This is a genomic window from Rhizobium sp. Leaf453 (genome assembly GCF_001425605.1).
GTDB lineage: Bacteria > Pseudomonadota > Alphaproteobacteria > Rhizobiales > Rhizobiaceae > Pararhizobium.
Genome location: NZ_LMRG01000009.1, coordinates 106607 through 129383, shown reverse-complemented (window position 1 = coordinate 129383; position 22777 = coordinate 106607). Strand labels below are relative to the sequence as shown.

Genomic DNA, 22777 nt, shown 5'->3' with positions numbered 1-22777 from the left:
CAGCGCACCGTCAGCCCGATCCTCGACGTCATGCAGACCATGCCGAGCTTCGTCTATCTCATCCCCGTCGTCATGCTGCTCGGCATCGGCAAGGTGCCGGGCCTCATCGCCGTCGTCATCTATGCCATCCCGCCAATGATCAGGCTCACCGATCTCGGCATTCGCCTCGTCGACCGCGACGTGCTCGAAGCCGCCGATGCCTTCGGCGCAGACGGCAAACAGAAGCTGTTCAAGGTCCAGCTGCCGCTCGCCCTTCCCACCATCATGGCCGGCATCAACCAGACCATCATGATGGCGCTCGCCATGGTCGTCATTGCATCCATGATCGGCGTGCAGGGATTGGGTCAGCCCGTCCTGAAGGCCATCGCCAACCAGTATTTTACCCTCGGCATCTTCAACGGTCTTGCCATCGTCGGCATCGCCATCATGTTCGACCGCGTCAGCCAGGCCTATGGCAAGCGCCTGCAGAAGCACAGGGAGGTCGTCCATGGTTGAGAAGACAACAGACCACGCCTTCGGCGGCATCCGCATCCGCAATCTCTACAAGATCTTCGGACCCAATGCCGCCTCCCATATCGAGGCGGTCAAGGCCGGCCTCACCAAGGCCGAACTCAACGAGAAGCANCCGCATCCGCAATCTCTACAAGATCTTCGGACCCAATGCCGCCTCCCATATCGAGGCGGTCAAGGCCGGCCTCACCAAGGCCGAACTCAACGAGAAGCATGGCCATGTACTCGGCCTCAGCGACATCAATATCGAGATGCCGTCCGGCTCGATCCAGGTGATCATGGGCCTGTCGGGCTCGGGCAAGTCCACCCTCATCCGCCATATCAACCGGCTGATCGACCCGACCGCCGGCGAGGTTCTGGTCGATGGCATCGATGTCTGCCGGATGAACGAGACGGACCTGCGCGAGTTCCGCCGCCACCAGACCGCCATGGTGTTCCAGAAGTTCGCGCTGCTTCCCCATCGCAGCGTGCTCGACAACACCATCTTCGGGCTGGAGATCCAGGGCATTTCCAGACAGCAGAGCCTCGACACCGCCATGCGCTGGCTCGAGCGCGTCGGCTTGAAAGGCTTCGAGCAGAAGTATCCCAACCAGCTGTCGGGCGGCATGCAGCAGCGCTGGCTCGAGCGCGTCGGCTTGAAAGGCTTCGAGCAGAAGTATCCCAACCAGCTGTCGGGCGGCATGCAGCAGCGTGTCGGCCTGGCCCGCGCACTGGCCAACGACGCGCCGGTCCTGCTCATGGACGAGGCCTATTCGGCGCTTGACCCGCTTATCCGCATGGACATGCAGACCGTCCTGCTCGACCTGCAGAAGGAGATCAAAAAGACCATCGTCTTCATCACCCACGATCTCGACGAAGCCTTACGTCTCGGCGACCAGATCGCCATCCTGCGCGACGGCGAGGTCATCCAGCAGGGCTCAAGCCAGGACATCGTGCTGCGCCCCGCCGACGACTACGTCGCCAACTTCGTCCGAGAGGTCAACCGAGGCCGCGTCATCCATGTCGAAGCCATAATGGACCCCGTCGATAACGCCGCATCCACAATCTCCACCGGCCCCAACACCTCCGGACCGGCCATCCCAGCCGACACCACAATCGAGGACGCAGTCCGCATCCTCTCTGCCGCAAACGCAACACAAGCAACCGTCACAGACAACACAGGCAAAACGGTCGGGTCCGCAAGCTTCACAAAACTCGTCAATGCATTGGTAACGCCTAGGCATTGAACCTTCCTTCGGAGAAATGAATGTCTGAAACGATCGAACTCGGCCAGGCCGAGGCGGAAGAACTGGCTATGAAAGCCTGTCTTCACGCCGGGGCCAACCGGCCCAGCGCCCGCTCGCTCGTCGATGCAACCCTGTCGGCTGTGCGCTTCGGGCCGCCGACGCTCGGTTTCCCGCATATGGTCGATTACCTCAACAGCTTCCGCGAAGGGCGGATCAACGGCAATCCGCAACCTCGGCTCGACCGCCCCTTCCCCGCCTATCTGTCCTCGGATGCCGACCGGGGCGTGGCGCAACTCGGCTTCGACCTCGCCTTCGAGGATCTGGTCGCAGCGGCGGGCACGTTCGGGATCGCCATCTTCACCCAGACCAACAGTTATACGGCGGGTGAAATCGGCTATTTCGTCCGCCGTCTCGCCGACCGTGGACTGGTTGGCCTCGCGGCGACGAACGCCAATCCGATGGTCGTTGCCAAACCCGGCGGCCCCAAGGTCTACAGCACCAATCCGCTCGCCTTCGGCTTTCCGCTCGGCGACGGCCTGCCGCCGATGATCATCGACCAGGCGTCGAGTGCAACCGCCTTCGTCAACATCGTCGCGGCCGAGGCCGAGGGACGCTCTATCCCCGAAGGCTGGGCCGTCGATGCCGAAGGCACCGATACCCTGGATGCCGCCAAGGCACTGGCCGGCGCTCTCCTCCCTTTCGGCGGGCGCAAGGGCGCCAATGTCGCGCTGATGGTGGAAATGCTTTCTGCCGGTCTGTCCGGCGGCCCCTGGTCGCTGGATGTGGCGGATTTCCGGTCTGGCGACCGCTCGCCCGGGATCGGACTGACGGTGCTGGCGATGATGCCCGGCACAATCGACGAAGGCCGGATTACCCGCGCCCGCCAACAGGCAAAACGCCTGCAGGATCTCGGCGTCTACATTCCCGGCGTCAACGGCATCGATCTTGCGGAGGCCAGAGCGAAGACATTTGCCATGCCGCGCAGCATTTACGACGCCGTCCTCGCCTTTGCTTCTGGCACCATGACCCAGACCTGAGACTGCCGCACCAGCCGTCCGATCTTCCGACGCGCCGCACACCCGACGCGAATGCAGACGCATGCCCTGTTTTCACCAAACACCAACCCGATCAGGACCAGACCCATGACCTTCAAGCGAACCATCCAGGCCATCGACACCCATGCGGGCACGCCCATGCGCGTGGTCACCGGCGGAATTCCGCATATCCCGGGCAACACCGTCTATGACAAGATGAAGTGGCTGGAAGCCAATGATGACGGGCTGCGCAAGCTGCTGCTGCGCGAACCACGCGGCTATTCCGCCCATTGCTGCAACATCATCGTACCGCCAACACATCCGGAGGCGGATGCCGGCTACATCATCATGGAGCAGATCGAGTATCCCGTCATGTCCGGCGGCAACACGATCTCGGTGGTGACCGTTCTGCTCGAAATGGGCATGCTGCCGATGAAGGAACCGGTGACAGAACTGGTGCTGGAAGCGCCGGCCGGCCTGATCCGCGTGACGGCCGAATGCCGCAACGGCAAGGTCAAGAATGTCACCTTCAAGAACGTCCCGGCCTTCGCCGCCCATCTCGACGCGGTGATCGATGTCCCGTATCTCGGCAAGGTCACGGTTGATGTCGGCTGGGGCGGCATGTTCTACGTGATCGCCGACGTCCGCCAGTTCAAGGGGTTGGAGCTTCGACCGGAGCATGGTCGCGAAATCACCCGCGTCTCCGCGTTGATCCGGGAAGCCGCAATCGAGCAATTGCCCGTCGCCCATCCCGATTATCCCGGCGTCGGCATCACCATTACCCAGCTGTCCGGACCGACGGAGGATCCGAACGCGGACTGGAAGAACGCCGTCACCATGGCTTCCGGCACCTTTTCCTGGGACGACCCGGCGACCTGGACCGGCGCCATCGACCGCTGCCCCTGCGGAACCGGCACCTGCGCCAAGATGGCGGTGCTGCATGCCAAGGGCGAACTGCCGCTCGGCCAAGCCTTCCGCCATCAGAGCATTCTCGGAAATGTCTATACGGGACGATTGGTCGAGGAGACTGCAATCGGCGACCGCCGCGCCGTCGTGCCGACCGTCACCGGAACCAGCTGGATCTATGGCCTGAACACGATCGTGCTCGACCACGACGACCCCTTCACCGAAGGCTTTACCGTCGGCGACACTTGGGCGTAGTCCCACGGAAAATGCGTGAGGCGGCCTTAACCGGTCGCCTCACCGCAAAGCCTCAGATTCCCGTGCTGATCTGCATGCCCTCGGGCGCCGCATACATGGCCATGTTCTTGCGCGAGAGATCGAGATGCGCGCGCACCAGGACATCGCAACGCTCACCATCATGGGCGGCAATGGCATCGATGATATCGTCGTGCTGGCGGGAGGCTTCTTCCAGCTCCTCCTGCATGCGGGCCGTGCTCGGACGATAGAAGATCTTGCCGATCCGGGCGTGATCAATCAGCAGTCGCCGCAGGCTCGGCAGCAGATAGGCATTGTTCGCCACCTCGCCGATCCGCAGGTGGAACTGGTCGTTGTAGAAGACGCGGCCGTCGATATTGCCGTTCTGCACGGCATCGCGGAAATTGTTCTGGATCTCGCGCAGCCCGTCGATATCCGCCTTCGTCGCCACTTCGGCGGCGAGCTTGGTGGTCGCGACATAGATCATCGGCGCGACCAGGAAGAAGTCTCGAAGCGACTGGTAGCTCATTGACGTCACGCGGGCCGGGCGATTGGCCTCCAGCTCGATAAACCCCTCGCCCGCAAGCTGGCGCATGGTTTCGCGCACCGGTGGCCGTGACAGGCCGAATTCCTCGCTGAGCGCCACCTCGTCCAGAACGGAACCCGGCGCGATCTGCATCGTCAGGATCCGGTGGCGCAGGCTGCTGCTCAGGACTGCTTTCCTGTCACCCCCGGCGTTCAGTTCAGGCACCTGATCCACTGCCATGTTCGTCTCCCCGCTCGGCGTGTCTATCGATGATAGACGATTCGAAGCCTGCTGTTTCCTGTCCTGCCGCGTCCCCGCCAATTCTTCAACAGAAACCGGAACCGCTTTGCCTCGATCGACATATTAGCGCGACCACTTGACAGAATATTATTTGTCTACTTATTGTATTATATCGTCTGAATGTCAAATGCGATCGACCGCCAATGCCTTGATCGCCTCAAAACTGGATCCTTGCCGATGGCTGCCTTTCCCTTCCCTGGACTGAACCTCGCAATTGCCACGCCCTTCGACACGGAAGGCCGGATCGACTACGCACGGCTGGAGCAGAATATCGAGCGCTACCTGGCGCTCGGCGTGCCTGGCTTTGTTCTGAGTTCGGGCACCGGCATGCACGTCTACCTGACGACGGACGAATCGAAGGAACTGGTGCAGCGCGGCGCAAAGATCATCAACGGCCGCGCCAAGGTCATCGCCCAGACATCGGCACTGCTCACGGCCGATGTGGTCGAGCGGACGAAATTCGCGGCCGATTGCGGCGCCGACGGCGTCATGGTCCTGCCGCCCTTCTTCGAAGGCCCGACCGACGATGAGGGCATCATCGATTTCTACACGGAAGTCGCCGCCGCCGGCCTGCCGGTCATCGGCTACAATGTCCCGCATGCCGTCGGCGTCACCGTAACGCCGGAACTGCTGAGCGCGCTGTGCGCCATCCCGAATTTCTGTGCCGTCAAGGATTCGAGCGGCGATCTCGGCAAACAGGCCTCCCTTATCCGCACCGGCCTGCCGGTCATGAACGGCGCCGATCATCTCGTTCCGTTCGCTCTGTGGTCCGGTGCCAGCGGCCTCATCTGGGGGGGCGCGAACTTTGCGCCGCGCACCGCGCTTGCGCTGGTCGCTGCCGCAACCGCCGGCGACTGGGTCAAGGCGCGCGAAATCTGGTCCGTGCTCGAACCGGCCATGTCGCTGATCTGGGACGGTGACTACGTACAGTCGGTCTATGCCGCCGCCGCGCTGACCGGCTATGGCGCCGGCTCGCCACGCAAGCCGCTGCGGGCATTGCCTGCCGAGCGCGTTGAGATCATCCGTACGACGCTCGGCGACCTCATCCAACGGGAAGCGTGACCTGTGAGCAACGCCGCGAAAAAGGTCTTTGTCGCCTCCCGGCTGCCGAAAAACACCGGTATCTCCGGCTGGGTGGCCATGCTTGCGCCCCGCCAGCCAAAACCCCGGCTTGAAGGGCAGGTTACCGCCGACGTCGTGATCATCGGCGGCGGTTTCGCGGGCCTGTCGGCGGCGCGGCGCATAGCGGAGATCGACCCGAGCCTCACAGTCGCCATTCTGGAAGCCGGAATCATCGGCGAGGCGGCGGCCGGGCGCAATTCCGGTTTCATCATCGACCTGCCGCATGAAGTCTCCTCGGAGGATTACGGCGGCGACACGACGACCAAGAGCCGCGAAGCGATCGAGATCAGCCGCACGGCCATTCGTCTTGCCAGCACAGTTGCGCAGGAACAGGGCTGGGGCCGCGACATTTTCGATCCCTGCGGCCGCTACAGCGTCGCGATCAGTGACGAAGGCGACCGCCATCTGGTCGATTACGCCGATGGTCTTGCGAAGATCGGTGAGCCGTATCAGCTGCTCAATGCCCGTGAGATCGCCGATGTCACAGGCACCGATACCTATACGTCGGCTCTCTTCACACCGGGCACGATTATGGTCCAGCCGGCGGCCTATATCCGAGGTCTCGCCGACAGCCTGCGCGAGCCGGTCCGGCTCTACGAACAGACCCCGGCGGTAAAGATCGAGAGTGTGGGGTCGGGATGGCTGGTGCGCACGCCGCGGGGCTCCGTCAGCGCAGCCAGGATAATAATGGCCAATAATGGCCATGCCGAAAGCTTCGGCTTCTTCAAGAGCCGATTGCTCCATATCTTTACCTTCGCCTCGATGACACGGGAATTCGATCCGAGTCGATTGCCGGGCCAGCGCAAATGGGCGGCGACGCCGGCGATGCCGATGGGCACGACCGTGCGGCGCGTCCAGGGACAGGGCGGCGACCGCATCCTCGTCCGCTCGCGCTACACCTATCACCACGACATCGTCGCGGGCGAAGGCACGCTGCGCCGCGCCGGTGCCAAACACGACGAGAAATATCAGGCACGCTTTCCGAAGCTTGCGGATATCCCGATGGAATATCGCTGGGGTGGCGCCATGGCTCTGACGTGGAATTCGGTGCCGGCCTTCGGCGAGATCGAGCGCGGTATCTTTGCCGCCTGCGGCTGCAACGGCGTTGGCGCCACCAAGGCGACAGCGAACGGGATCGCCGCCGCCGATATGATGCTCGGGCAGAAGACGCGGCTCACGGACATTTTTTCGCGTTTCGATACGCCGATGTCGCTACCGCCCCAACCCTTCAGGACGATCGGGGCGAAAACGAGCCTTGCGTTTCGCGAATGGCGCGCCGGCGCAGAATAGACAATGAAATGCCACGGCCACCGAGGCGGCCGGGAGACAACGAGTTTTCTGCCGGACGGCGCGGCACGCCGGCAGGTCAACGCCAGGCCGCTAACAAGGGAACGAACATGCGTAGACTATTGGCATTGAGTGGATTGCTGTTGGGGAGTGTATCGGGCGTGTCATTGGCGCATGCGGATTGCGGCAGCATGACGATCGCCAGCATGAACTGGCAGAGCGCCGAGGTGATCTCCAACCTCGACAAGATCATCCTGAACGAGGGTTACGGCTGCAGCGCCGAGATCACGGTGGGGGATACGGTCCCGACGATTACCTCCATGNGCTGAAGTTGCCTACACCGTGATGGATTCAGTGCCCGACGATCGCCAGCATGAACTGGCAGAGTGCGGAGGTGATCTCCAACCTCGACAAGATCATCCTGAACGAGGGTTACGGCTGCAGCGCCGAGATCACGGTGGGGGATACGGTCCCGACGATTACCTCCATGGCCGAGAAGGGCGAGCCTGATATCGCGCCGGAGGCCTGGATCGATCTTCTGCCGGATGTCGTCAAGAAGGGCACCGACGAGGGCCGCATCATCAAGGTCGGCTCGCCGCTGCCGGACGGTGGCGTCCAGGGCTGGTGGATCCCGAAATATCTGGCCGACGCCCATCCCGACATCAAGACCATCGGCGATGCGCTGAAGCATCCCGAACTCTTCCCCGATCCGGAGGATTCGTCGAAGGGCGCGATCTATAACGGACCGCAGGGCTGGGGCGGCACGGTGGTGACGGCGCAGTTCTACAAGGCGTTCGAGGGCGAGAAGGCCGGCTTCAACCTGATCGACACGGGCTCGGCCGCCGGTCTCGACGGCTCGATCGCCAAGGCCTACGAGCGCAAGGAAGGCTGGGTCGGCTATTACTGGGCGCCGACGGCCCTTCTCGGCAAGTACGAGATGGTCCGCCTCGACTATGGCGTCGAGAACGATCCGGCCGAGTGGAAGCGCTGCAACACGGTGGCCGACTGCGCCGATCCGAAGCCGAACGCCTGGCCGATCGACACGATCGTGACGCTGGTGGCCAAGCCCTTCTCCGAGAAGGCCGGTCCGGAAGTCATGGACTATCTCAACAAGCGCTCCTGGAGCAACCAGACGCTCGGCCAGCTGATGTCCTGGATGACCGACAACCAGGCATCGGGCGAGGACGGCGCCAAGCACTTCCTCGAAGAGAACAAGGACGTCTGGAAGGCCTGGGTCACGCCGGAAGCCGCCGAGAAGATCGAGGCATCGCTCTAAGCGCCACGGCCTGAACGACATCTCAGAGACAGGCGATGCGCCATCCGGCGCATCGCCATCGCACGCCGAAGAACAGCAAAAAGAACGATCGGCTTTTTCGACAAGGGGAACGGAATGGACTGGTTTTTTAAATTCCCGCATATGAACGACGACAGCCTGCGCAATCTGAAGAAGGCGATCGACGAGGGCTTTCGCGGCTTCACCCGCGCCTATGGCGACATGATCGAGGGCTTCTTCTATCCGCTGCAGCAGTTCCTGATCTATGCCGAGCGCTTCATGCTGAAGACGCCCTGGCCGGTCATCACCGYCATCATCCTCGCCATYGCCTTTGCCGCCACCCGCAACCTCAGGATCGTCGGCGGCTGTCTCGCCACGCTGCTGCTCATCGGCTATTTCGACATGTGGGACGACACCATGCGGACGATCTCGATGATCTTCGTCTGCACCGTCATGTCCATCGCCATCGGCCTGCCGATCGGCATCCTGATGTCGCGCTCCGACCGCATCCAGCGCACCGTCAGCCCGATCCTCGACGTCATGCAGACCATGCCGAGCTTCGTCTATCTCATCCCCGTCGTCATGCTGCTCGGCATCGGCAAGGTGCCCGGCCTSATCGCCGTCGTCATCTATGCTCACCATACGATCATCTTCGATGTCGATCTTGTAGATCAGGCCGAGTNCAGCGCACCGTCAGCCCGATCCTCGACGTCATGCAGACCATGCCGAGCTTCGTCTATCTCATCCCCGTCGTCATGCTGCTCGGCATCGGCAAGGTGCCCGGCCTGATCGCCGTCGTCATCTATGCCATCCCGCCAATGATCAGGCTCACCGATCTCGGCATCCGCCTCGTCGACCGCGACGTGCTCGAAGCCGCCGATGCCTTCGGCGCAGACGGCAAACAGAAGCTGTTCAAGGTCCAGCTTCCGCTCGCACTGCCCACCATCATGGCCGGCATCAACCAGACCATCATGATGGCGCTCGCCATGGTCGTCATCGCCTCCATGATCGGCGTGCAGGGATTGGGTCAGCCCGTCCTGAAGGCCATCGCCAACCAGTATTTTACCCTCGGCATCTTCAACGGTCTCGCCATCGTCGGCATCGCCATCATGTTCGATCGCGTCAGCCAGGCCTATGGCAAGCGCCTGCAGAAGCACAGGGAGGTCGTCCATGGTTGAGAAGACAACAGGCAAGACTGGCCCAAAAGCCGGCGATCACGCCTTCGGCGGCATCCGCATCCGCAATCTCTACAAGATCTTCGGACCCAATGCCGCCTCCCATATCGAGGCGGTCAAGGCCGGCCTCACCAAGGCCGAACTCAACGAGAAGCANGCTGTCGCGGGCCAGCGCGGAAACATGCACCGTTTCGTGGTTGAGAAGACAACAGACCACGCCTTCGGCGGCATCCGCATCCGCAATCTCTACAAGATCTTCGGACCCAATGCCGCCTCCCATATCGAGGCGGTCAAGGCCGGCCTCACCAAGGCCGAACTCAACGAGAAGCACGGCCATGTTCTGGGCCTGCGCGACATCAATATCGAGATGCCGTCCGGCTCGATCCAGGTGATCATGGGGCTCTCCGGCTCGGGCAAGTCCACCCTCATCCGCCATATCAACCGGCTGATCGACCCGACCGCCGGCGAGGTTCTGGTCGACGGCACCGATGTCTGCAAGATGAACGAGACGGACCTGCGGGCATTCCGCCGCCACCAGACCGCCATGGTGTTCCAGAAGTTCGCGCTTCTGCCCCATCGCAGCGTGCTCGACAACACCATCTTCGGGCTGGAGATCCAGGGCATTTCCAGGCAGCAGAGCCTCGACACCGCCATGCGCTGGCTCGAGCGCGTCGGCTTGAAAGGCTTCGAGCAGAAGTATCCCAACCAGCTGTCGGGCGGCATGCAGCAGCGTGTCGGCCTGGCCCGCGCACTCNTAATCCCCAGTGGATGCGTTCTCTTTTACCGCCATGCGCTGGCTCGAGCGCGTCGGCTTGAAAGGCTTCGAGCAGAAGTATCCCAACCAGCTGTCGGGCGGCATGCAGCAGCGTGTCGGCCTGGCCCGCGCACTCGCCAACGACGCCCCTGTTCTGCTGATGGACGAGGCCTATTCCGCCCTCGACCCGCTCATCCGCATGGACATGCAGACCGTTCTGCTCGACCTGCAGAAGGAGATCAAGAAGACCATCGTCTTCATCACCCACGATCTCGACGAAGCCTTACGTCTCGGCGACCAGATCGCCATCCTGCGCGACGGCGAGGTCATCCAGCAGGGCTCNCGGCGGAATTTATGTAAAGACCATCGTCTTCATCACCCACGATCTCGACGAAGCCTTACGTCTCGGCGACCAGATCGCCATCCTGCGCGACGGCGAGGTCATCCAGCAGGGCTCAAGCCAGGACATCGTGCTGCGCCCCGCCGACGACTACGTCGCCAACTTCGTCCGCGAGGTCAACCGAGGCCGCGTCATCCATGTCGAAGCCATAATGGACCCCATCGACACCGCCACAACCACCACCGGCCCAACCATCCCCGCCGAAACCACAATCGAGGACGCCGTCCGCATCCTCTCAGCCGCAAACGCAACTCAAGCAACCGTCACAGACCAAACAGGAAAAACAGTCGGCACCGCAAGCTTCATCAAACTCGTCAATGCGCTCGTCACGCCTAGGCACGACGGTGCTGTGGCCATAACTGGGCCGGCGAAGGTTGGAGCGACGGCCTGAATAGGAAGACCGACCAGAGACGAACGACAAAACCCGCGATGCATGCCTCGTGGGTTCAAACTACTGACAAAGTCTTTTTCTGGCGGCGTTGAAGTCCGCTTGGGACGTTCTGCGGTTACCTCTCCCTCCGTCATTCCCGTGCCAGTCTCGCGAATGACGCCACCTCAAGTCATTGAGCTGAAAGAGTCTTTTGACCCGACAGACGTCGGGTCACTGGATACCCGCCACAAGGGCGAGTATGACGGAGGGTGGGGTCGCCACGTCGTTAAACAATCAGTTTAGCGTTTTGTCGTGACGATGCTCCCGTCCCTCACACCGCCTTGGCCTGAAGCTCAGTGACGTGTTCAGCACTCTTCGCCGCGATCCCCATGCCAGCCTTGCGCCCCTCGTAGAACGCGTAGGGTGCCTGCCGTGGCGCAACACCGTCGCCGATTTCCTGGAAGGCGATGCCGAGATCGGCGAGTTCAAGCGCCAGCCAATTGGCGGCGCTGTTGGTGGTCGCGAAGACGAGACTGTCGGCCGGGACCGTTTCCGTCGCTCCCGTCAGATGCGAGATCAGCACGGCCGCATTGCCCTGCCAGCTGTCGACGCTGGTTTCCGTGCGGAACTGGACCCCGAGCTTGCTGAGTGTCCGCCTCAGTGGCGCGTCTGCTGCGGTGCGCTGTAATTCCTTGCCGACCAGTGCGTCCGGTGTCACCAGCATGACCTGATGGCCCTGCTCGGCAAGCTTCCATGCCGTTCCACAGCCCTTCCAGCCTCCGGTTTCATCGACCACGATCACCCGGGTTCCAACTCGCGCCTGGCGCGCCATGACACTTTCTGCCGAGAATACATTGCCGCGTCCAAGTCCCTGAAGCTCAGCCCGGTCCGGCGTCGCCTTCTGGAAGCCGTTTTCCTGCGGCAGGGAGCCGGTGGCAAGGATGACGACATCGGCGCCGATGTCGGCAACGTCGCCCCCCTCGAGATACGTGTTCAATCGCACCTCGACACCGAGCTTGGCGAAGCGCGTTTCATACCAGCCGATCAGGTCGAGGATCTGGGCGCGTCTCGGCTGCTCGCCGGCCAACCGGAAGGCGCCACCCAGCCGGTCGGATGCTTCTGCCAGGATCACCCGGTGCCCCCTCTCGGCCGCGACACGCGCCGCCTCCAGTCCGGCCGGGCCACCGCCGACCACGAGGACGGATTGCGGATCGGTGACCGGCTCGAACCTGTCGCCACCCCATTCGGCCTCGCGACCGACCGAGGGATTGATCAGACAGCTGATCCAGTAATCGCGTGAGCGGCGGCCCCAGCACATCTGGTTGCAGGAGAGACAACCGCGAATATCCTCCGGCGTGCCACGACGCGCCTTGTTGGCGAGATGCGGATCGGCGATCTGGCCGCGCACGATGGAAACGAGGTCGGCGACGCCCTCACCCAGCGTGATCTCGGCATTTTCCGCCGTGCGGATATGGCTTTCCGCCGTTACCAGCGCATGGGTGACGACTTTTTTCAACCGTGCGGAAAGCTCGATGCCCAGGCGTTCGGGATAGAGGAAGGTCGGCATCAGGCTGCCATAGTCGAAATAGCCGCCGGAGCCGCAAGTGACGTAATCGATCAGCCCGTCGGCATCGAGGCCCGCGACGATTTCGGTGATCTCGTCGCGCGTCAGCGCGGTGGGACAGCCCGGCTCGTCGCTCACCGTCAAGCCGACGATGAAATCCGGGCCGCAGAGCCGGCGAATCCGGCTCAGGATCTCGCGTGAAAACCGGGTGCGGTTCTCCAGGCTGCCGCCCCACTTGTCCTCGCGCTTGTTGTAGAACGGCGTCCAGAACTGATCGAGCAAGCCACCGTAGGCCGCCCAAACCTCGACACCATCGAACCCGGCCGCCTGACAGCGCTGCGCCGCCTTGACGAAAGCCTCGATAGTCTCTTCGACCTGAGCCTCCGTCATCGCATGCGAGCCGTCGCTGTCATGGTAGCTTGGTCCACCCGAAGGCGACCAGTGCGCGTGAAAAGACAGGTCCGAATCTCCGTGACTGCCGACATGATAGAGTTGCTGGACGATAACGGCGCCATGTCGCTTGACGCTGTCCGTCAGCTTTCGAAAGGCGGGGATGACGGAATCGTCGCAGGTGCGGAAATTGCCGCGTGTCAGCACCGCCGCCGGATGAACCGGCATCGGCTCGACGACGATCATCGCAGCACCTCCGATCGCCCGCTCGACATAATAGGCAATCGCCTGGTCCCCGGGCAGCCCGTTGACTGACATGTTGGCGGTATGAGCGCCGAAGACGATGCGGTTGCGCAGCGTGTGGCCGGCAAGCGTGATTTCGGAGAAGGTCTTGGGGAATGCGCTGGTCATGGTGAAACCTGTTTCATGATAAAGGTCGGCCGAGAGACGAAAGCGGTGCGGCCAAGCCGCACCGCAAAGGGATCAAAGGCCGGCTGAGATCTTCTCGGCCACATCCGCATTCAACCACGTTTTCCAGACGTCAGGATGCTCCTTGAAGAAATATTTGGCGCCATCCTCGCCGCTTGCCTGCGTTTCGGTCATCCACGCCATGACCGAACTGACGGTGTCGTTGTTCCAGGAGCGCTTGCCGAGATATTCCACCACGCCGACCTTGTCGCTGTCGACCAGCCGTTGCGAGACGAGCGTCACGACATTGTCCTTCGGCCACTCGTTCCTGTGCGGATCCGTGCAGTCCGAAACGGTGTTGCAGCGCTTCCATTCGCTGGCGTCATGGGCAACGCCCGCCTCCAGCCGCACCATCTCGAACTTGCCTAGAAGGGCCGTTGGCGACCAGTAATAGCCCATCCAGCCTTCCTTGCGTTCATAGGCCTTTGACATGGCGCCATCGAGACCGGCCTGCGTACCCGGATCGACAAGCTCGAAACCCTTGCCAGCGCCATCATAGGCCTTGAAAAGCTGCGCACTGACGACCGAGCCGCCGGAGCCGGCCGGACCATTGAAGACTGCACCCTTCGATGCATTTTCAGGCGCCGGGAACAGTTCGGGATGGGCGAGCGCATCATCGACGGTCTTGATGTCCGGATGAGCATCGACGATGAATTTTGGAATGTACCAGCCCTGGATACCGCCGTCGGACAAAGCTGGTCCGATATTTACAATTCTGTGCTCATCAACGCCGCGCTTGACGATTTCCGGAACGAGATCGACCCAGGATTCGCCGGCAATGTCAGGCGCGCCCTTTTCGACCATGGAAGTGATGGTCGGCACGGTATCGCCGGGCACGAACTCGACCTGACAGCCGAAGCCGTTTTCGAGAATGAATTTATCGACATTGGCCAGCAGTTCACCGCTTTGCCAATTCATGTTGGCGACGCTGACCGTGCCGCAATCGGCATTGGCCGAAGACGCGCAGCCGACAATCACGGCGACGGCAGTCATAGACAGCAAGTTCTTCATTGTGTTCCCCTTTTTTTGACTTGGCGGGCTCACTCCTGCGGCAAATAGGCTGTTCCGGGCTTCCGGAGAGGCCATTGCCGCGCCTCGACCAACACCCCGATGGTATTTGCGTTGAGGTTTTCCGTATTGTATATTTAGGACAATTTCATATGCAGTTCGGAGACTTGCCGCGTGCAACGCGACTATTCGCAACTCGGGCCAAGCAAGGCCGCCCCCGACGCCGTCTCCCCCTTGCGCGTCGGTATCGTCGCTACGCCGAATTTCACCCTGATGCCACTGGCCTGCTTCACCGATTTTTTGCGGCTTGCGGGAGACGAAGGGGATTTCAGCCGGCGGATTTACTGTGACTGGGATTTGCTGTCGCATGACCTGGAGCCCATCCGGTCCAGCTGTGGTTTCGAGTTGAAGCCGACACGGGTCTATCCGGATCCCCGCGATTACGACTTCATCGTTGTCCATGGCGGCATCCTGCATGCCGATCACAATATCCCGCGGGAACTCTACGACTTCATCATCCGCGCTGCCGGTCTTGGCGTGCCGGTGGCTGGCAATTGTTCGGGCAGTTTCGTGCTGGCCGAGGCGGGGCTTTTGGCGGGACGACGCTGCGCCGTCCATTTCTCCCTTGCTGGACCGCTGCGACAGACTTTTCCGGATATTATCCCGATTTCCGACATGCCCGTCGTCGCCGATGGCAATATCATCACCTGTCCCGGCGGGCTGGCGTCCATCAAGCTCGCCATGTATCTCGTGTCGAATGCTTGCGGGGAATCTCGCGCCCACAAGGCGTTTCACTATATTCTCGGCGACCACGGCTTCGACAAGGAGGGCGCGGTCGAGGACCTCGACATTGGCCTCAAGTGCCAGGACCGTCGGGTCGCCAACGCCGTCGGCCTGATGCGGCACAAGATGTATGAACTCTGCAGCATCGCCGAGATCGCCAGCAGCGTCGGCACATCGGAACGGGAACTGTCACGCCTGTTCCAGAAGCATCTCCAGGTGGCACCGAGCCAATACTGGCGCCAGATGCGGCTAAAGGCGGCCAAATGGATGGTGTTGAACAGCGACCGGTCGATCGCCCAAATCGCCTATGAATGCGGGTTCACCGATTGCGCCCATCTGGTGAACTGGTTCAAGCGCACCTATCACGTCAGCCCGGCGCGGATGCGCCGCTCCCACCGGGAATTCGGTCTGCGGTAGGGACCACCATCCTGTTGGCTGGCCTCCTCACGCACCGTTATCGCAGAATGCAGCCATCGGGCACGGCATCGGAACCAAAGCCGCCTCTTCCCCGTTGAATCCGGGATGAAACCGCACCATGGCCCCGGCTGGGCCTCACCACAGGAGAGTCAGATGGAAGTCGTCGGCAAACAGGTACACGATGAGAATTCGACATTCATCGTCGAGTTCGTTGGTGAGGGCGGGGACATCGTCTCCGTCCAGTTGAAAAAGGACGGTGAAGGCCGCCTCAACCGCATGAATGCGGAGGAAAAGGCAAAGGCGGTGATGATCCAGATCGCGACATTCGACAAGGGCGATGTGCGGGAAGCCGCTGCCGGAACTCAGGACGGCGATGAATCGCCGGCCGCCGCGTCGCTCCGCAGCGCCCGCGCCGCGCAGGACACGGGGACTTTGGAAGAGCAGCTTGACGAGGGTCTTGAAGCGTCATTCCCGGCCAGCGATCCCGTTTCAGCTACCGTCAGCAGCATTCCGACGGGGCAGCCTGAGCCGGCGAGCAAGCACTGACGGCTGAGTGACCATCCGGTGGCGCAAGGATGCCGCTGAGACTTCAGGGTATGAATTCGAGCCTTTCCAGAAGCTCCTGCAAAGCGGGCGGCAAGGCCCGCGTATCCCCGATCATGTCTTTGAACCGGCTCTTGTCGGACAGGCCGTCCATGTACCAATGGATCAACCCTGTCGCGACGTCCCGGGCGGCATCATCGGTAATTCCGACGCCATTCTCGGCGCACCATGCTTCGAGAAACGTTTGCAGAAGCGCCAGATCTTCTGACGACAAAATCTGATTGGATATGATTGCAGGCTGCATAGCCAGACCCCTCCTCCTCTACGGAACGTCCGTCGGGTTTATCGTGGTCACTGCTGGGTCAGGCAGTGACCAGGAATCATATGTTTCCAAACTTGCTGTAAGCTTACGCCAGATTTGTCGGGATGTCCTGACAGTCAGGCGACCGTCGACAAGAGCCGGGCAACAGCGCTGAGCAGATCCGTCTGCGATACCAGGCCGAGGATGCGCTGATCCGGATCGACGATGATCACCGCATGCGTGCGCCCATCTGTCAGAACCGGGAGCAGGGACAATGCCGGGTCAGATGCTGAGGCGACTGCAGGCTTTGCGATAGCGGAAGCGATGGGGCCGGTCGCTTCCGATAATTCCCGCAGACCGACGGTTCCGGTCAGGCGCCCCTCCGCGTCCCTGACCGGCAAGGTCCGGATATTGTGCTTGAGCAGAAGGCGCCGTGCGTGTTCCGGCTCCGCCTCCTCTCCAACGGCGATCACATCGCGCGACATGATGTCGGCGCAGCTGATACCAGCGTTCGAGCGGATGACAGCCTGCAGCTCCACCTGCTTCAGCAGTCGGCCCAGGTCTCCTCGATCGATATCGAACGTTTCGTGGACTGCGGCAAGTGCTGCATCCACATCCTCCTCGCGAAACCCGACCCGCAATGCGGACGGCGGATCGACCGTCTGATGCGCGTTTTCCGCCGGCTTGGGTGCAACATGCGGATAGTTACGCCGGGACAGCTTGTGGAAGATGAGACCAAGCGCGACCAGAATACAGGAATTCAGACCCACCGGGACGAAGGGAAACAGGAAGCCCCAAGACGCGACCACAGGACCGCCGAGAACGGCAGTCAGGGCGGCGGCACCGCCGGGCGGATGAAGGCAGCGCGTCAGCGACATGACGCCGATGGCCAGTGAAACGCCGACGCCGATCGCGATGATTGGATCGGGAATGAAATAGGCTGCGATCATGCCCATCATCGCCGAAATGGTGTTGCCTCCAATAATCGACCAGGGCTGGGCGAGCGGACTTGCTGGCACCGCGAAGAGAAGAACGGCCGAAGCGCCCATGGGCGCCACGATCAGCGGCAGGTGTGGTCCCTGTCCAAACAGATAGCCGCTGATGAAGCCGGTCAGGCCGATGCTTACCAGCGCTCCAATGCAGGCAATCAGGCGTTCGCGCAGGGTCGCCCCGGCAAGGATCGGGGAGAACAGGCGAAACCGGCGAGTGGATTTCGAGCCGGCCTTGGGGGGAACGGAAGGTTGCATGATAGTCCGTATCTTGTCTGGATGATTTCGAATGAAACGGGAGGGGATGGCTAGTGCATCATTCCCCTGAAGGTCCTGACCGTTGTGAGGCGGAGGACCTCCTGAAACGCGCTGAAGGCGCTGGTACGATCACTGTTGCGATAAACGAGCAGCGTTTCCACCGTTCCCAAGTGATGCGTCTGGACATCTGCCGGCCAATGCAAGAGGTCGAGAACAGATTTTGGCACCACCCCCGCAGCAGCGCCTGTGGCAACGCTCGCCAGGATCGCGTGATAGGAGCCGAGTTGGCTGGTTTCGAGATCACAAGACTGCTTCGCCCAATGTTCGGCGATCCGGCGATAGGTGCAACCCGGTTCGAGTGCGGCGAGCGCGCCCACCCGAAGCTCGGCCGCGGATGCAATTTGCGGATGGCCGGCAGGGAGGACAATCAGAAGGTCCTCGACGAATGCCGCCTCCGCTTCCAGTTGCTTGAGGTCCGCATCGAAGGCTTCGTCCTGCTCCAGCATGGTTTGGGGCGGGCGGGCGATCAGCGCACAGTCCAGGGCACCGGTCAGAACATCGTGAGTCAGATTGCGGGAGGCACCCATCGTCAGCCGAAGCGAGACGTCCGGCCACATCCTGTTGAATTGCGCGAGGGCCGCCGGCAACCGGCTCGCCGCCGTGCTTTCCATTGTTCCGACGCGCAATGTGCCGGAAGGAGGAAGCGGCTTCACTGCCTGCCGCGCTTCAAGCGCTAGCGCCACGAGCCGTTGGCCGTAGGAGAGGAAAGCCTCCCCTTCCCGCGTAAGGGTCATCTTCTTGCCATCCCGACTGAAGAGAGCGACACCCAGATTTTCCTCCAACTGCTGGATGCGTGTCGTGACATTGGACGGCGCACGTCCAATCACCTTTGCCGCCTTCGTGACGCTGCGGTCGCGCGCTACGGCGAGGAATATTTCGATCGACGAGAGGTCCAAGCAGATATCTCAATTTCTGAATGATGGAGAGATTTCATTCTCAATACAGAAATCACTTGTGACGCTCAAGCGCGATAACTGGTCATCTTTTGGAACTTTGAACAGTCGTAGCGACGCTCTTCTCAGCCTTCAACATGCGCGAGCGCCTTCACGAAATTATCCCGCGGTCCCGCAGGCGCCGCAGAATATCAGCATGCCAACGATCATCCCGAACCAGGCGGAAACCGAGATTGGCCGGCGGTGCGCCAACCGAGCAGCCGCCCGTTTTCGGGTCACGAACAAATGAACTCATCGGAGCACGGTGCTTGCCGACCGTGACGTAGATTCCGCAGATCGACTGTGCTGCGCGGCGGCTGCCGGCAAGATCGATGCGACGCTGGCAAGTCGAAGTCCACTCCCAGATGTTTCCGGCGAAATCGGCCAGTCCGTACTCGTTCTCGCCAAAGTCTCCGCTTTTCTTCGGCGAAGGATCCATCTCGGCCTTCCTGCGGGTTTCACGCTCGTAATCGGCAAGCCAGCGCAGCGCCGGATTGCGGCTGTCCGGATCCACGCCAAGACTGTCGTCAATAAACTTGTTGCCGGCGGCAAACGCGAACTGCTCGTGGCTTGGAAGCATCCAGACCTGGCCCGTCTCGGCGGTTAACCATCGCGCGTAGGCCTGCGCATCATCGTAGCTGACACCCGTAACCGGGAAATCGGCTCCATGGACATCGGCGGCCTCCACCGCAGGGCATTTCTTGGCATGAACGCAACGAGCATATTCTTTCTCACTCACCTGGTATTTCATGATCGTCAGCGACTGGCTGTGATGCACCTTGATCATCGGCCCATCGACGGCAAACCCGTTGCGATAGAACTCGCCGTAATTCCGGTACTCGAACGCCCGCCCGGCGATTGTCACGACACGCGGCGCTTCAGCGGTGACGGTGGCGCTTGGCTCGAAATACCCCAATTGACTGGCGATTCCGGTTGCGCAGGCAAGCAGAACGGCGGCAGGGAGCGTGATCGACAAGAGTGAAATGCGGTTGTGTGTGCTGGTGGCGGGCATGGCAATCCTCGCCTGGCGCAGGATCGGGACGGTCGGTCCGCGCGGCCGGATGCCGCGCGGACATTCGTTCGCTTCAGTGGTTGTTGGGCGAGACGATCCCTGTCATCAAGTCATTGTTCCATTCGCCCTCGACCTTGAAATGGGCGGCAGCGCCCTTTTCGAAGGCTTCGATCAGGTTATGGTTGACGTACGCGTAGATGCCCGGCTGCTGGAACGTGTAGAATGCCGCGCCGGCCGCACCGCCCGGAATGAACCAGGTTTCCTGGTCGAGTTCCGGCGCGTTTGCGAACTTGCCCGTTGCCCAGACATAATCACCATGACCGCCGATCAGATGTGGGCGGGTATCGCGGTTGGCCTGCGAATGCAGGATGAGGACCTTTTCACCCACCTTCGCCTGAAGGGCATTCTCGCCGGTCAGCGCGCCCACCGCGCCATTGAAGACGATGTGGCTGGGGATCAGCGTGTTCATCACCTCCAGGACCTCACCATAGGCTTCGCCGGCGCTCTCGTACGTCTTGTACTGGCCGTCGGCGCCCTTCGGAACATAGAAGTCCTGTTCGCCGACATAATAGACCCTGTCATAGACGAGGTTGTTGCCCTTGTGGTCCTTGAGACCGTCACGCGGCAGGACCATGATCGCGCCGTTCATCCCCGAGGTGACATGCCACGGCACCATTCCGGGAGGTGCGCAATGGTAGACGAAAACGCCGGCCTTGGTGGCCTTGAAGCGCATCACCGCCTTTTCACCGGGATTGACCGCGGTCAGCGCACCGCCGCCCAGCGCGCCTGTCGCCGAATGGAAATCGATGTTGTGCTGCAACTCGTTGGTTTCTGGATTGACCAGGGTAATTTCGACATAGTCGTCCTGATGCACGACGATCATCGGGCCGGGTACCGATCCGTTGAAAGTCATGGCATGCACCTCGGTGCCGGCATCGTCGATGACGATCTTCTTTTCCTGGATGGTCAGCGTCACTTCATAGATGCGCGGGTCGCCTTCAGCCGTCTGGCTATGGGGATGCACGAAGGGGGGATTGACGAGTTCGAGCTTGACCCGCTTCAGGTTCGCCAGATCCGCAGGGGCGGCCTTCACGTTGACGGCTTCGGCGCTGGCGTTTGCCGCCGAGGCGGCCACCAACGGAGCCAGGGCTCCGGCGAAAGCGGCTCCAGCGAGAATCGAGCGTCGTGTGACGGGAAATGTAGTGCTCATAGGACTTCTCCTGGTTCGGAACGGAGCATTTCCGTTCTCTTGGGGCGGAAATTACGCCCCTTCTGAAGAACCCTCTTTGTGCTGGAGCAATCTGCCGCCACAATTCAACCGGCGATTTGCCTTTCAACAAAGAGCCGGGCAGTTTGCCTGATTAGGTTTGGTCGCAACGACAGGAGCGACCAATGATACGTGGCATGGCAGTCCCGCAACGACCCAAAGGCGGAATCCCGAGAGGTCTATCGGCAACAGGACCAGTCCTTTTCTCCTACGGCTTCAGGCCTTTTTTCCTTGGTGGCGCGGTATGGGCGTGTGTCGCAATGGTCGCATGGGTGGCTGCAGTCTCCGGCATGATCGAAATCGGCGGAACATACGGAGCAGTCGCCTGGCATGCGCACGAGATGCTCTTCGGCTTCGGTTCGGCCATCGTGGCCGGCTTTCTGCTGACAGCAGTTCCCAACTGGACAGGACGGCTTCCGGTTTCCGGTCGGCCTCTGATCGCTCTGTTCCTGTTATGGTGCGCCGGTCGCCTCGCTCTCGCGTCTCCCGATAGGCTTGGGCTTGGCGTCTCCGTCGTCATCGAGGCAGCGTTCCTGCCGACAATGCTCGCCGTCTGCGTACGGGAAATCGTAGCCGGCCGGAAATGGGCCGACCTCAAGGTTGTCGCAGGTCTCGGCGTCCTGACGCTGGCCAACGGATGCTTCCACCTCGAAACGATCGCTCTGGGTGGTCCCGATCACTCCGTGCGCCTGGCTCTTGCCGGCCTCATCATGATGATCATCGTCGTCGGTGGCAGGATGCTTCCCAGTTTCACGCGCAACTGGCTGAACAGGATGGGGAGAACGGATTTTCCCGTTGCCTATAACCGGTTCGACGTGGTGGCAATCGTTGTTGCCATTCCGGCCTTCGCGGCATGGATCATCGCCCCGGCCGGTCCCCTGACAGTTGCAGTTGCAAGCTTTTCTGCTGTCGTGCAAGCCCTGCGGTTGTGGAGATGGCGCGGCTGGACGACCGTCGGGGAACCGCTCGTTCTTGTGCTTCACCTCGCCTATGCATTTGTGCCACTGGGCTTCCTGGCCATTGCATTTTCTGCAGCGGGCTGGCTGGAAACAGCCTCCGCGACCCATGTCCTGACTGTCGGCACCGTCGCCGCGATGATGATAGCGGTGATGACGCGCGCGACACGCGGCCACACGGGCTGCGAGTTACGGGCGTCCGCCATGACGAACGTGAGTTATGTGGCGATTTTTCTGTGTGCCCTGGTGAGGTCCCTGGCCGGGTTTTTCCCGAATTCGGTCAGTTCGACCTACCCGATCGCCGGATTGCTGTGGATTGCCTGCTTCGGACTTTACCTCGTGGAATACGGCCCGATGCTGATCGCGCGACGTAAACCATCGGCACGCGCACCATTTTGAATACTCGCGTATTTTTGCAATCATAGCTTTACGTCTCGATACACGTGGGCTAGGCTTCCTCAATCTGGGGAGGCAGGCAATGTCAGACACCATTGCTGACGATCGCAGCGGATTTCGAGCAAAACGTCGACGAGAGCTCTTGACGTTTGTCGTTCTCGCGTTCGGAATCTGGCCGGTTGTCGCCGTCGGGGCCGTCGGAGGTTACGGTTTTCTGGTATGGATGTACCAGATCGTTTACGGACCGCCTGGCCCCCATGATGTCGTGCCAGCCCCACCGAATTCGGCGGAATGATGC

General features: G+C 61.5%; 20 protein-coding genes and 5 pseudogenes. 17 read left to right on the top strand and 8 right to left on the bottom strand.

From position 1 onward, the window contains the following. The 4 genes from ASG68_RS12420 to ASG68_RS12405 all read left to right on the top strand — a co-directional run. On the top strand, positions 1-495 hold a 495-nt coding region (locus tag ASG68_RS12420), incomplete at its 5' end, for an ABC transporter permease (RefSeq protein ID WP_156384870.1). A 130-nt stretch (positions 496-625) separates the two neighbouring features. After that, a partial coding sequence (locus tag ASG68_RS12415) for a quaternary amine ABC transporter ATP-binding protein (protein WP_244484207.1) occupies positions 626-1736 on the top strand: 1111 nt, incomplete at its 5' end. 20 nt (positions 1737-1756) lie between these two features. Next, entirely contained in the window at positions 1757-2773 is a 1017-nt protein-coding gene (locus tag ASG68_RS12410) for an Ldh family oxidoreductase (RefSeq protein ID WP_062582670.1), read from the top strand. A 105-nt stretch (positions 2774-2878) separates the two neighbouring features. After that, on the top strand, positions 2879-3931 hold the full coding sequence (locus ASG68_RS12405) for a proline racemase family protein (RefSeq protein WP_062582671.1): 1053 nt from the start codon (positions 2879-2881) through the stop codon (positions 3929-3931). 52 nt (positions 3932-3983) lie between these two features. Here the strand turns inward: ASG68_RS12405 and ASG68_RS12400 are convergent, their stop codons facing one another. After that, the gene (locus tag ASG68_RS12400) at positions 3984-4694 is read right to left on the bottom strand and encodes a GntR family transcriptional regulator (RefSeq protein WP_062582673.1); all 711 of its coding nucleotides are present in this window, start codon (positions 4692-4694) and stop codon (positions 3984-3986) included. Positions 4695-4931: 237 nt separating this feature from the next. Between ASG68_RS12400 and ASG68_RS12395 the strand changes: the two genes are divergently transcribed. The 9 genes and pseudogenes from ASG68_RS12395 to ASG68_RS32340 form a co-directional block, all read left to right on the top strand. Next, complete coding sequence (locus ASG68_RS12395) at positions 4932-5816, top strand: dihydrodipicolinate synthase family protein (RefSeq protein WP_062582674.1); 885 nt, start codon at positions 4932-4934, stop codon at positions 5814-5816. A 3-nt stretch (positions 5817-5819) separates the two neighbouring features. Then, on the top strand, positions 5820-7166 hold the full coding sequence (locus ASG68_RS12390; RefSeq protein WP_062582675.1) for an NAD(P)/FAD-dependent oxidoreductase: 1347 nt from the start codon (positions 5820-5822) through the stop codon (positions 7164-7166). 107 nt (positions 7167-7273) lie between these two features. Further along, positions 7274-7486: pseudogene (locus ASG68_RS31360) on the top strand (glycine betaine ABC transporter substrate-binding protein); the annotation flags it as partial. 26 nt (positions 7487-7512) lie between these two features. Next, complete coding sequence (locus ASG68_RS12385) at positions 7513-8439, top strand: ABC transporter substrate-binding protein (protein WP_156384868.1); 927 nt, start codon at positions 7513-7515, stop codon at positions 8437-8439. Positions 8440-8553: 114 nt separating this feature from the next. After that, a pseudogene (locus ASG68_RS12380) lies at positions 8554-8946 on the top strand (proline/glycine betaine ABC transporter permease); the annotation flags it as partial. Positions 8947-9119: 173 nt separating this feature from the next. Next, positions 9120-9614 (top strand): ABC transporter permease (locus ASG68_RS12375; RefSeq protein ID WP_156384870.1); only part of this gene is annotated, 495 nt, incomplete at its 5' end. 178 nt (positions 9615-9792) lie between these two features. Next, positions 9793-10365: pseudogene (locus ASG68_RS12370) on the top strand (ATP-binding cassette domain-containing protein); the annotation flags it as partial. 31 nt (positions 10366-10396) lie between these two features. Next, positions 10397-10707, top strand: a pseudogene (locus ASG68_RS30600) (ATP-binding cassette domain-containing protein); the annotation flags it as partial. Position 10708: 1 nt separating this feature from the next. Beyond that, positions 10709-11156 (top strand): annotated as a pseudogene (locus ASG68_RS32340) (hypothetical protein); the annotation flags it as partial. Positions 11157-11466: 310 nt separating this feature from the next. Here ASG68_RS32340 and ASG68_RS12360 read toward each other — a convergent pair. Together ASG68_RS12360 and ASG68_RS12355 are read right to left on the bottom strand one after the other, a co-directional pair. Then, positions 11467-13500, bottom strand: coding sequence for an FAD-dependent oxidoreductase (locus ASG68_RS12360; protein WP_062579094.1), 2034 nt, complete (start codon positions 13498-13500; stop codon positions 11467-11469). Between the two features lie 72 nt (positions 13501-13572). Then, positions 13573-14568 carry a glycine betaine ABC transporter substrate-binding protein gene (locus tag ASG68_RS12355; protein ID WP_062579092.1) on the bottom strand — a complete coding sequence of 332 codons (996 nt, stop codon included), beginning with the start codon at positions 14566-14568 and terminating at the stop codon, positions 13573-13575. 171 nt (positions 14569-14739) lie between these two features. On the opposite strand from ASG68_RS12355, the gene ASG68_RS12350 reads away from it, so the two are divergent. Together ASG68_RS12350 and ASG68_RS12345 are read left to right on the top strand one after the other, a co-directional pair. Further along, positions 14740-15765: a GlxA family transcriptional regulator gene (locus tag ASG68_RS12350; protein ID WP_062604059.1), complete on the top strand. Its 1026-nt coding sequence runs from the start codon at positions 14740-14742 to the stop codon at positions 15763-15765. A gap of 153 nt (positions 15766-15918) precedes the next feature. Beyond that, positions 15919-16311, top strand: coding sequence for a hypothetical protein (locus tag ASG68_RS12345; RefSeq protein ID WP_062579088.1), 393 nt, complete (start codon positions 15919-15921; stop codon positions 16309-16311). Between the two features lie 43 nt (positions 16312-16354). Here ASG68_RS12345 and ASG68_RS12340 read toward each other — a convergent pair whose 3' ends face one another. From ASG68_RS12340 to nirK, 5 genes are all read right to left on the bottom strand, one after another. Then, on the bottom strand, positions 16355-16612 hold the full coding sequence (locus ASG68_RS12340) for a hypothetical protein (RefSeq protein ID WP_062579086.1): 258 nt from the start codon (positions 16610-16612) through the stop codon (positions 16355-16357). Positions 16613-16746: 134 nt separating this feature from the next. Continuing rightward, a complete protein-coding gene (locus ASG68_RS12335; protein ID WP_062579084.1) occupies positions 16747-17856 on the bottom strand; it encodes an HPP family protein in 1110 nt (369 codons plus the stop codon). A 50-nt stretch (positions 17857-17906) separates the two neighbouring features. After that, complete coding sequence (locus ASG68_RS12330) at positions 17907-18812, bottom strand: LysR substrate-binding domain-containing protein (RefSeq protein WP_062579083.1); 906 nt, start codon at positions 18810-18812, stop codon at positions 17907-17909. Between the two features lie 148 nt (positions 18813-18960). Beyond that, positions 18961-19860: an SUMF1/EgtB/PvdO family nonheme iron enzyme gene (locus tag ASG68_RS12325; protein WP_156373982.1), complete on the bottom strand. Its 900-nt coding sequence runs from the start codon at positions 19858-19860 to the stop codon at positions 18961-18963. 73 nt (positions 19861-19933) lie between these two features. Then, a complete protein-coding gene (gene nirK / locus ASG68_RS12320) occupies positions 19934-21070 on the bottom strand; it encodes a copper-containing nitrite reductase (protein WP_062609743.1) in 1137 nt (378 codons plus the stop codon). A 182-nt stretch (positions 21071-21252) separates the two neighbouring features. On the opposite strand from nirK, the gene ASG68_RS12315 reads away from it, so the two are divergent. Further along, positions 21253-22482, top strand: coding sequence for an NnrS family protein (locus ASG68_RS12315; RefSeq protein ID WP_082478633.1), 1230 nt, complete (start codon positions 21253-21255; stop codon positions 22480-22482). Between the two features lie 79 nt (positions 22483-22561). Beyond that, positions 22562-22774: a periplasmic nitrate reductase, NapE protein gene (gene napE / locus ASG68_RS30590; RefSeq protein ID WP_062579075.1), complete on the top strand. Its 213-nt coding sequence runs from the start codon at positions 22562-22564 to the stop codon at positions 22772-22774. Positions 22775-22777: the final 3 nt, after the last annotated feature.

Excerpts from the sequence above, each read along its gene's own strand:
- ASG68_RS12410 (WP_062582670.1), top strand. The coding sequence starts at position 1,757 with ATGTCTGAAACGATCGAACTCGGCCAGGCCGAGGCGGAAGAACTGGCT.
- ASG68_RS12405 (WP_062582671.1), top strand. The coding sequence starts at position 2,879 with ATGACCTTCAAGCGAACCATCCAGGCCATCGACACCCATGCGGGCACG.
- ASG68_RS12400 (WP_062582673.1), bottom strand. The coding sequence starts at position 4,694 with ATGGCAGTGGATCAGGTGCCTGAACTGAACGCCGGGGGTGACAGGAAA.
- ASG68_RS12395 (WP_062582674.1), top strand. The coding sequence starts at position 4,932 with ATGGCTGCCTTTCCCTTCCCTGGACTGAACCTCGCAATTGCCACGCCC.
- ASG68_RS12360 (WP_062579094.1), bottom strand. The coding sequence starts at position 13,500 with ATGACCAGCGCATTCCCCAAGACCTTCTCCGAAATCACGCTTGCCGGC.
- ASG68_RS12355 (WP_062579092.1), bottom strand. The coding sequence starts at position 14,568 with ATGAAGAACTTGCTGTCTATGACTGCCGTCGCCGTGATTGTCGGCTGC.
- ASG68_RS12345 (WP_062579088.1), top strand. The coding sequence starts at position 15,919 with ATGGAAGTCGTCGGCAAACAGGTACACGATGAGAATTCGACATTCATC.
- ASG68_RS12340 (WP_062579086.1), bottom strand. The coding sequence starts at position 16,612 with ATGCAGCCTGCAATCATATCCAATCAGATTTTGTCGTCAGAAGATCTG.
- ASG68_RS12335 (WP_062579084.1), bottom strand. The coding sequence starts at position 17,856 with ATGCAACCTTCCGTTCCCCCCAAGGCCGGCTCGAAATCCACTCGCCGG.
- ASG68_RS12325 (WP_156373982.1), bottom strand. The coding sequence starts at position 19,860 with ATGCCCGCCACCAGCACACACAACCGCATTTCACTCTTGTCGATCACG.
- nirK (WP_062609743.1), bottom strand. The coding sequence starts at position 21,070 with ATGAGCACTACATTTCCCGTCACACGACGCTCGATTCTCGCTGGAGCC.
- ASG68_RS12315 (WP_082478633.1), top strand. The coding sequence starts at position 21,253 with ATGATACGTGGCATGGCAGTCCCGCAACGACCCAAAGGCGGAATCCCG.
- napE (WP_062579075.1), top strand. The coding sequence starts at position 22,562 with ATGTCAGACACCATTGCTGACGATCGCAGCGGATTTCGAGCAAAACGT.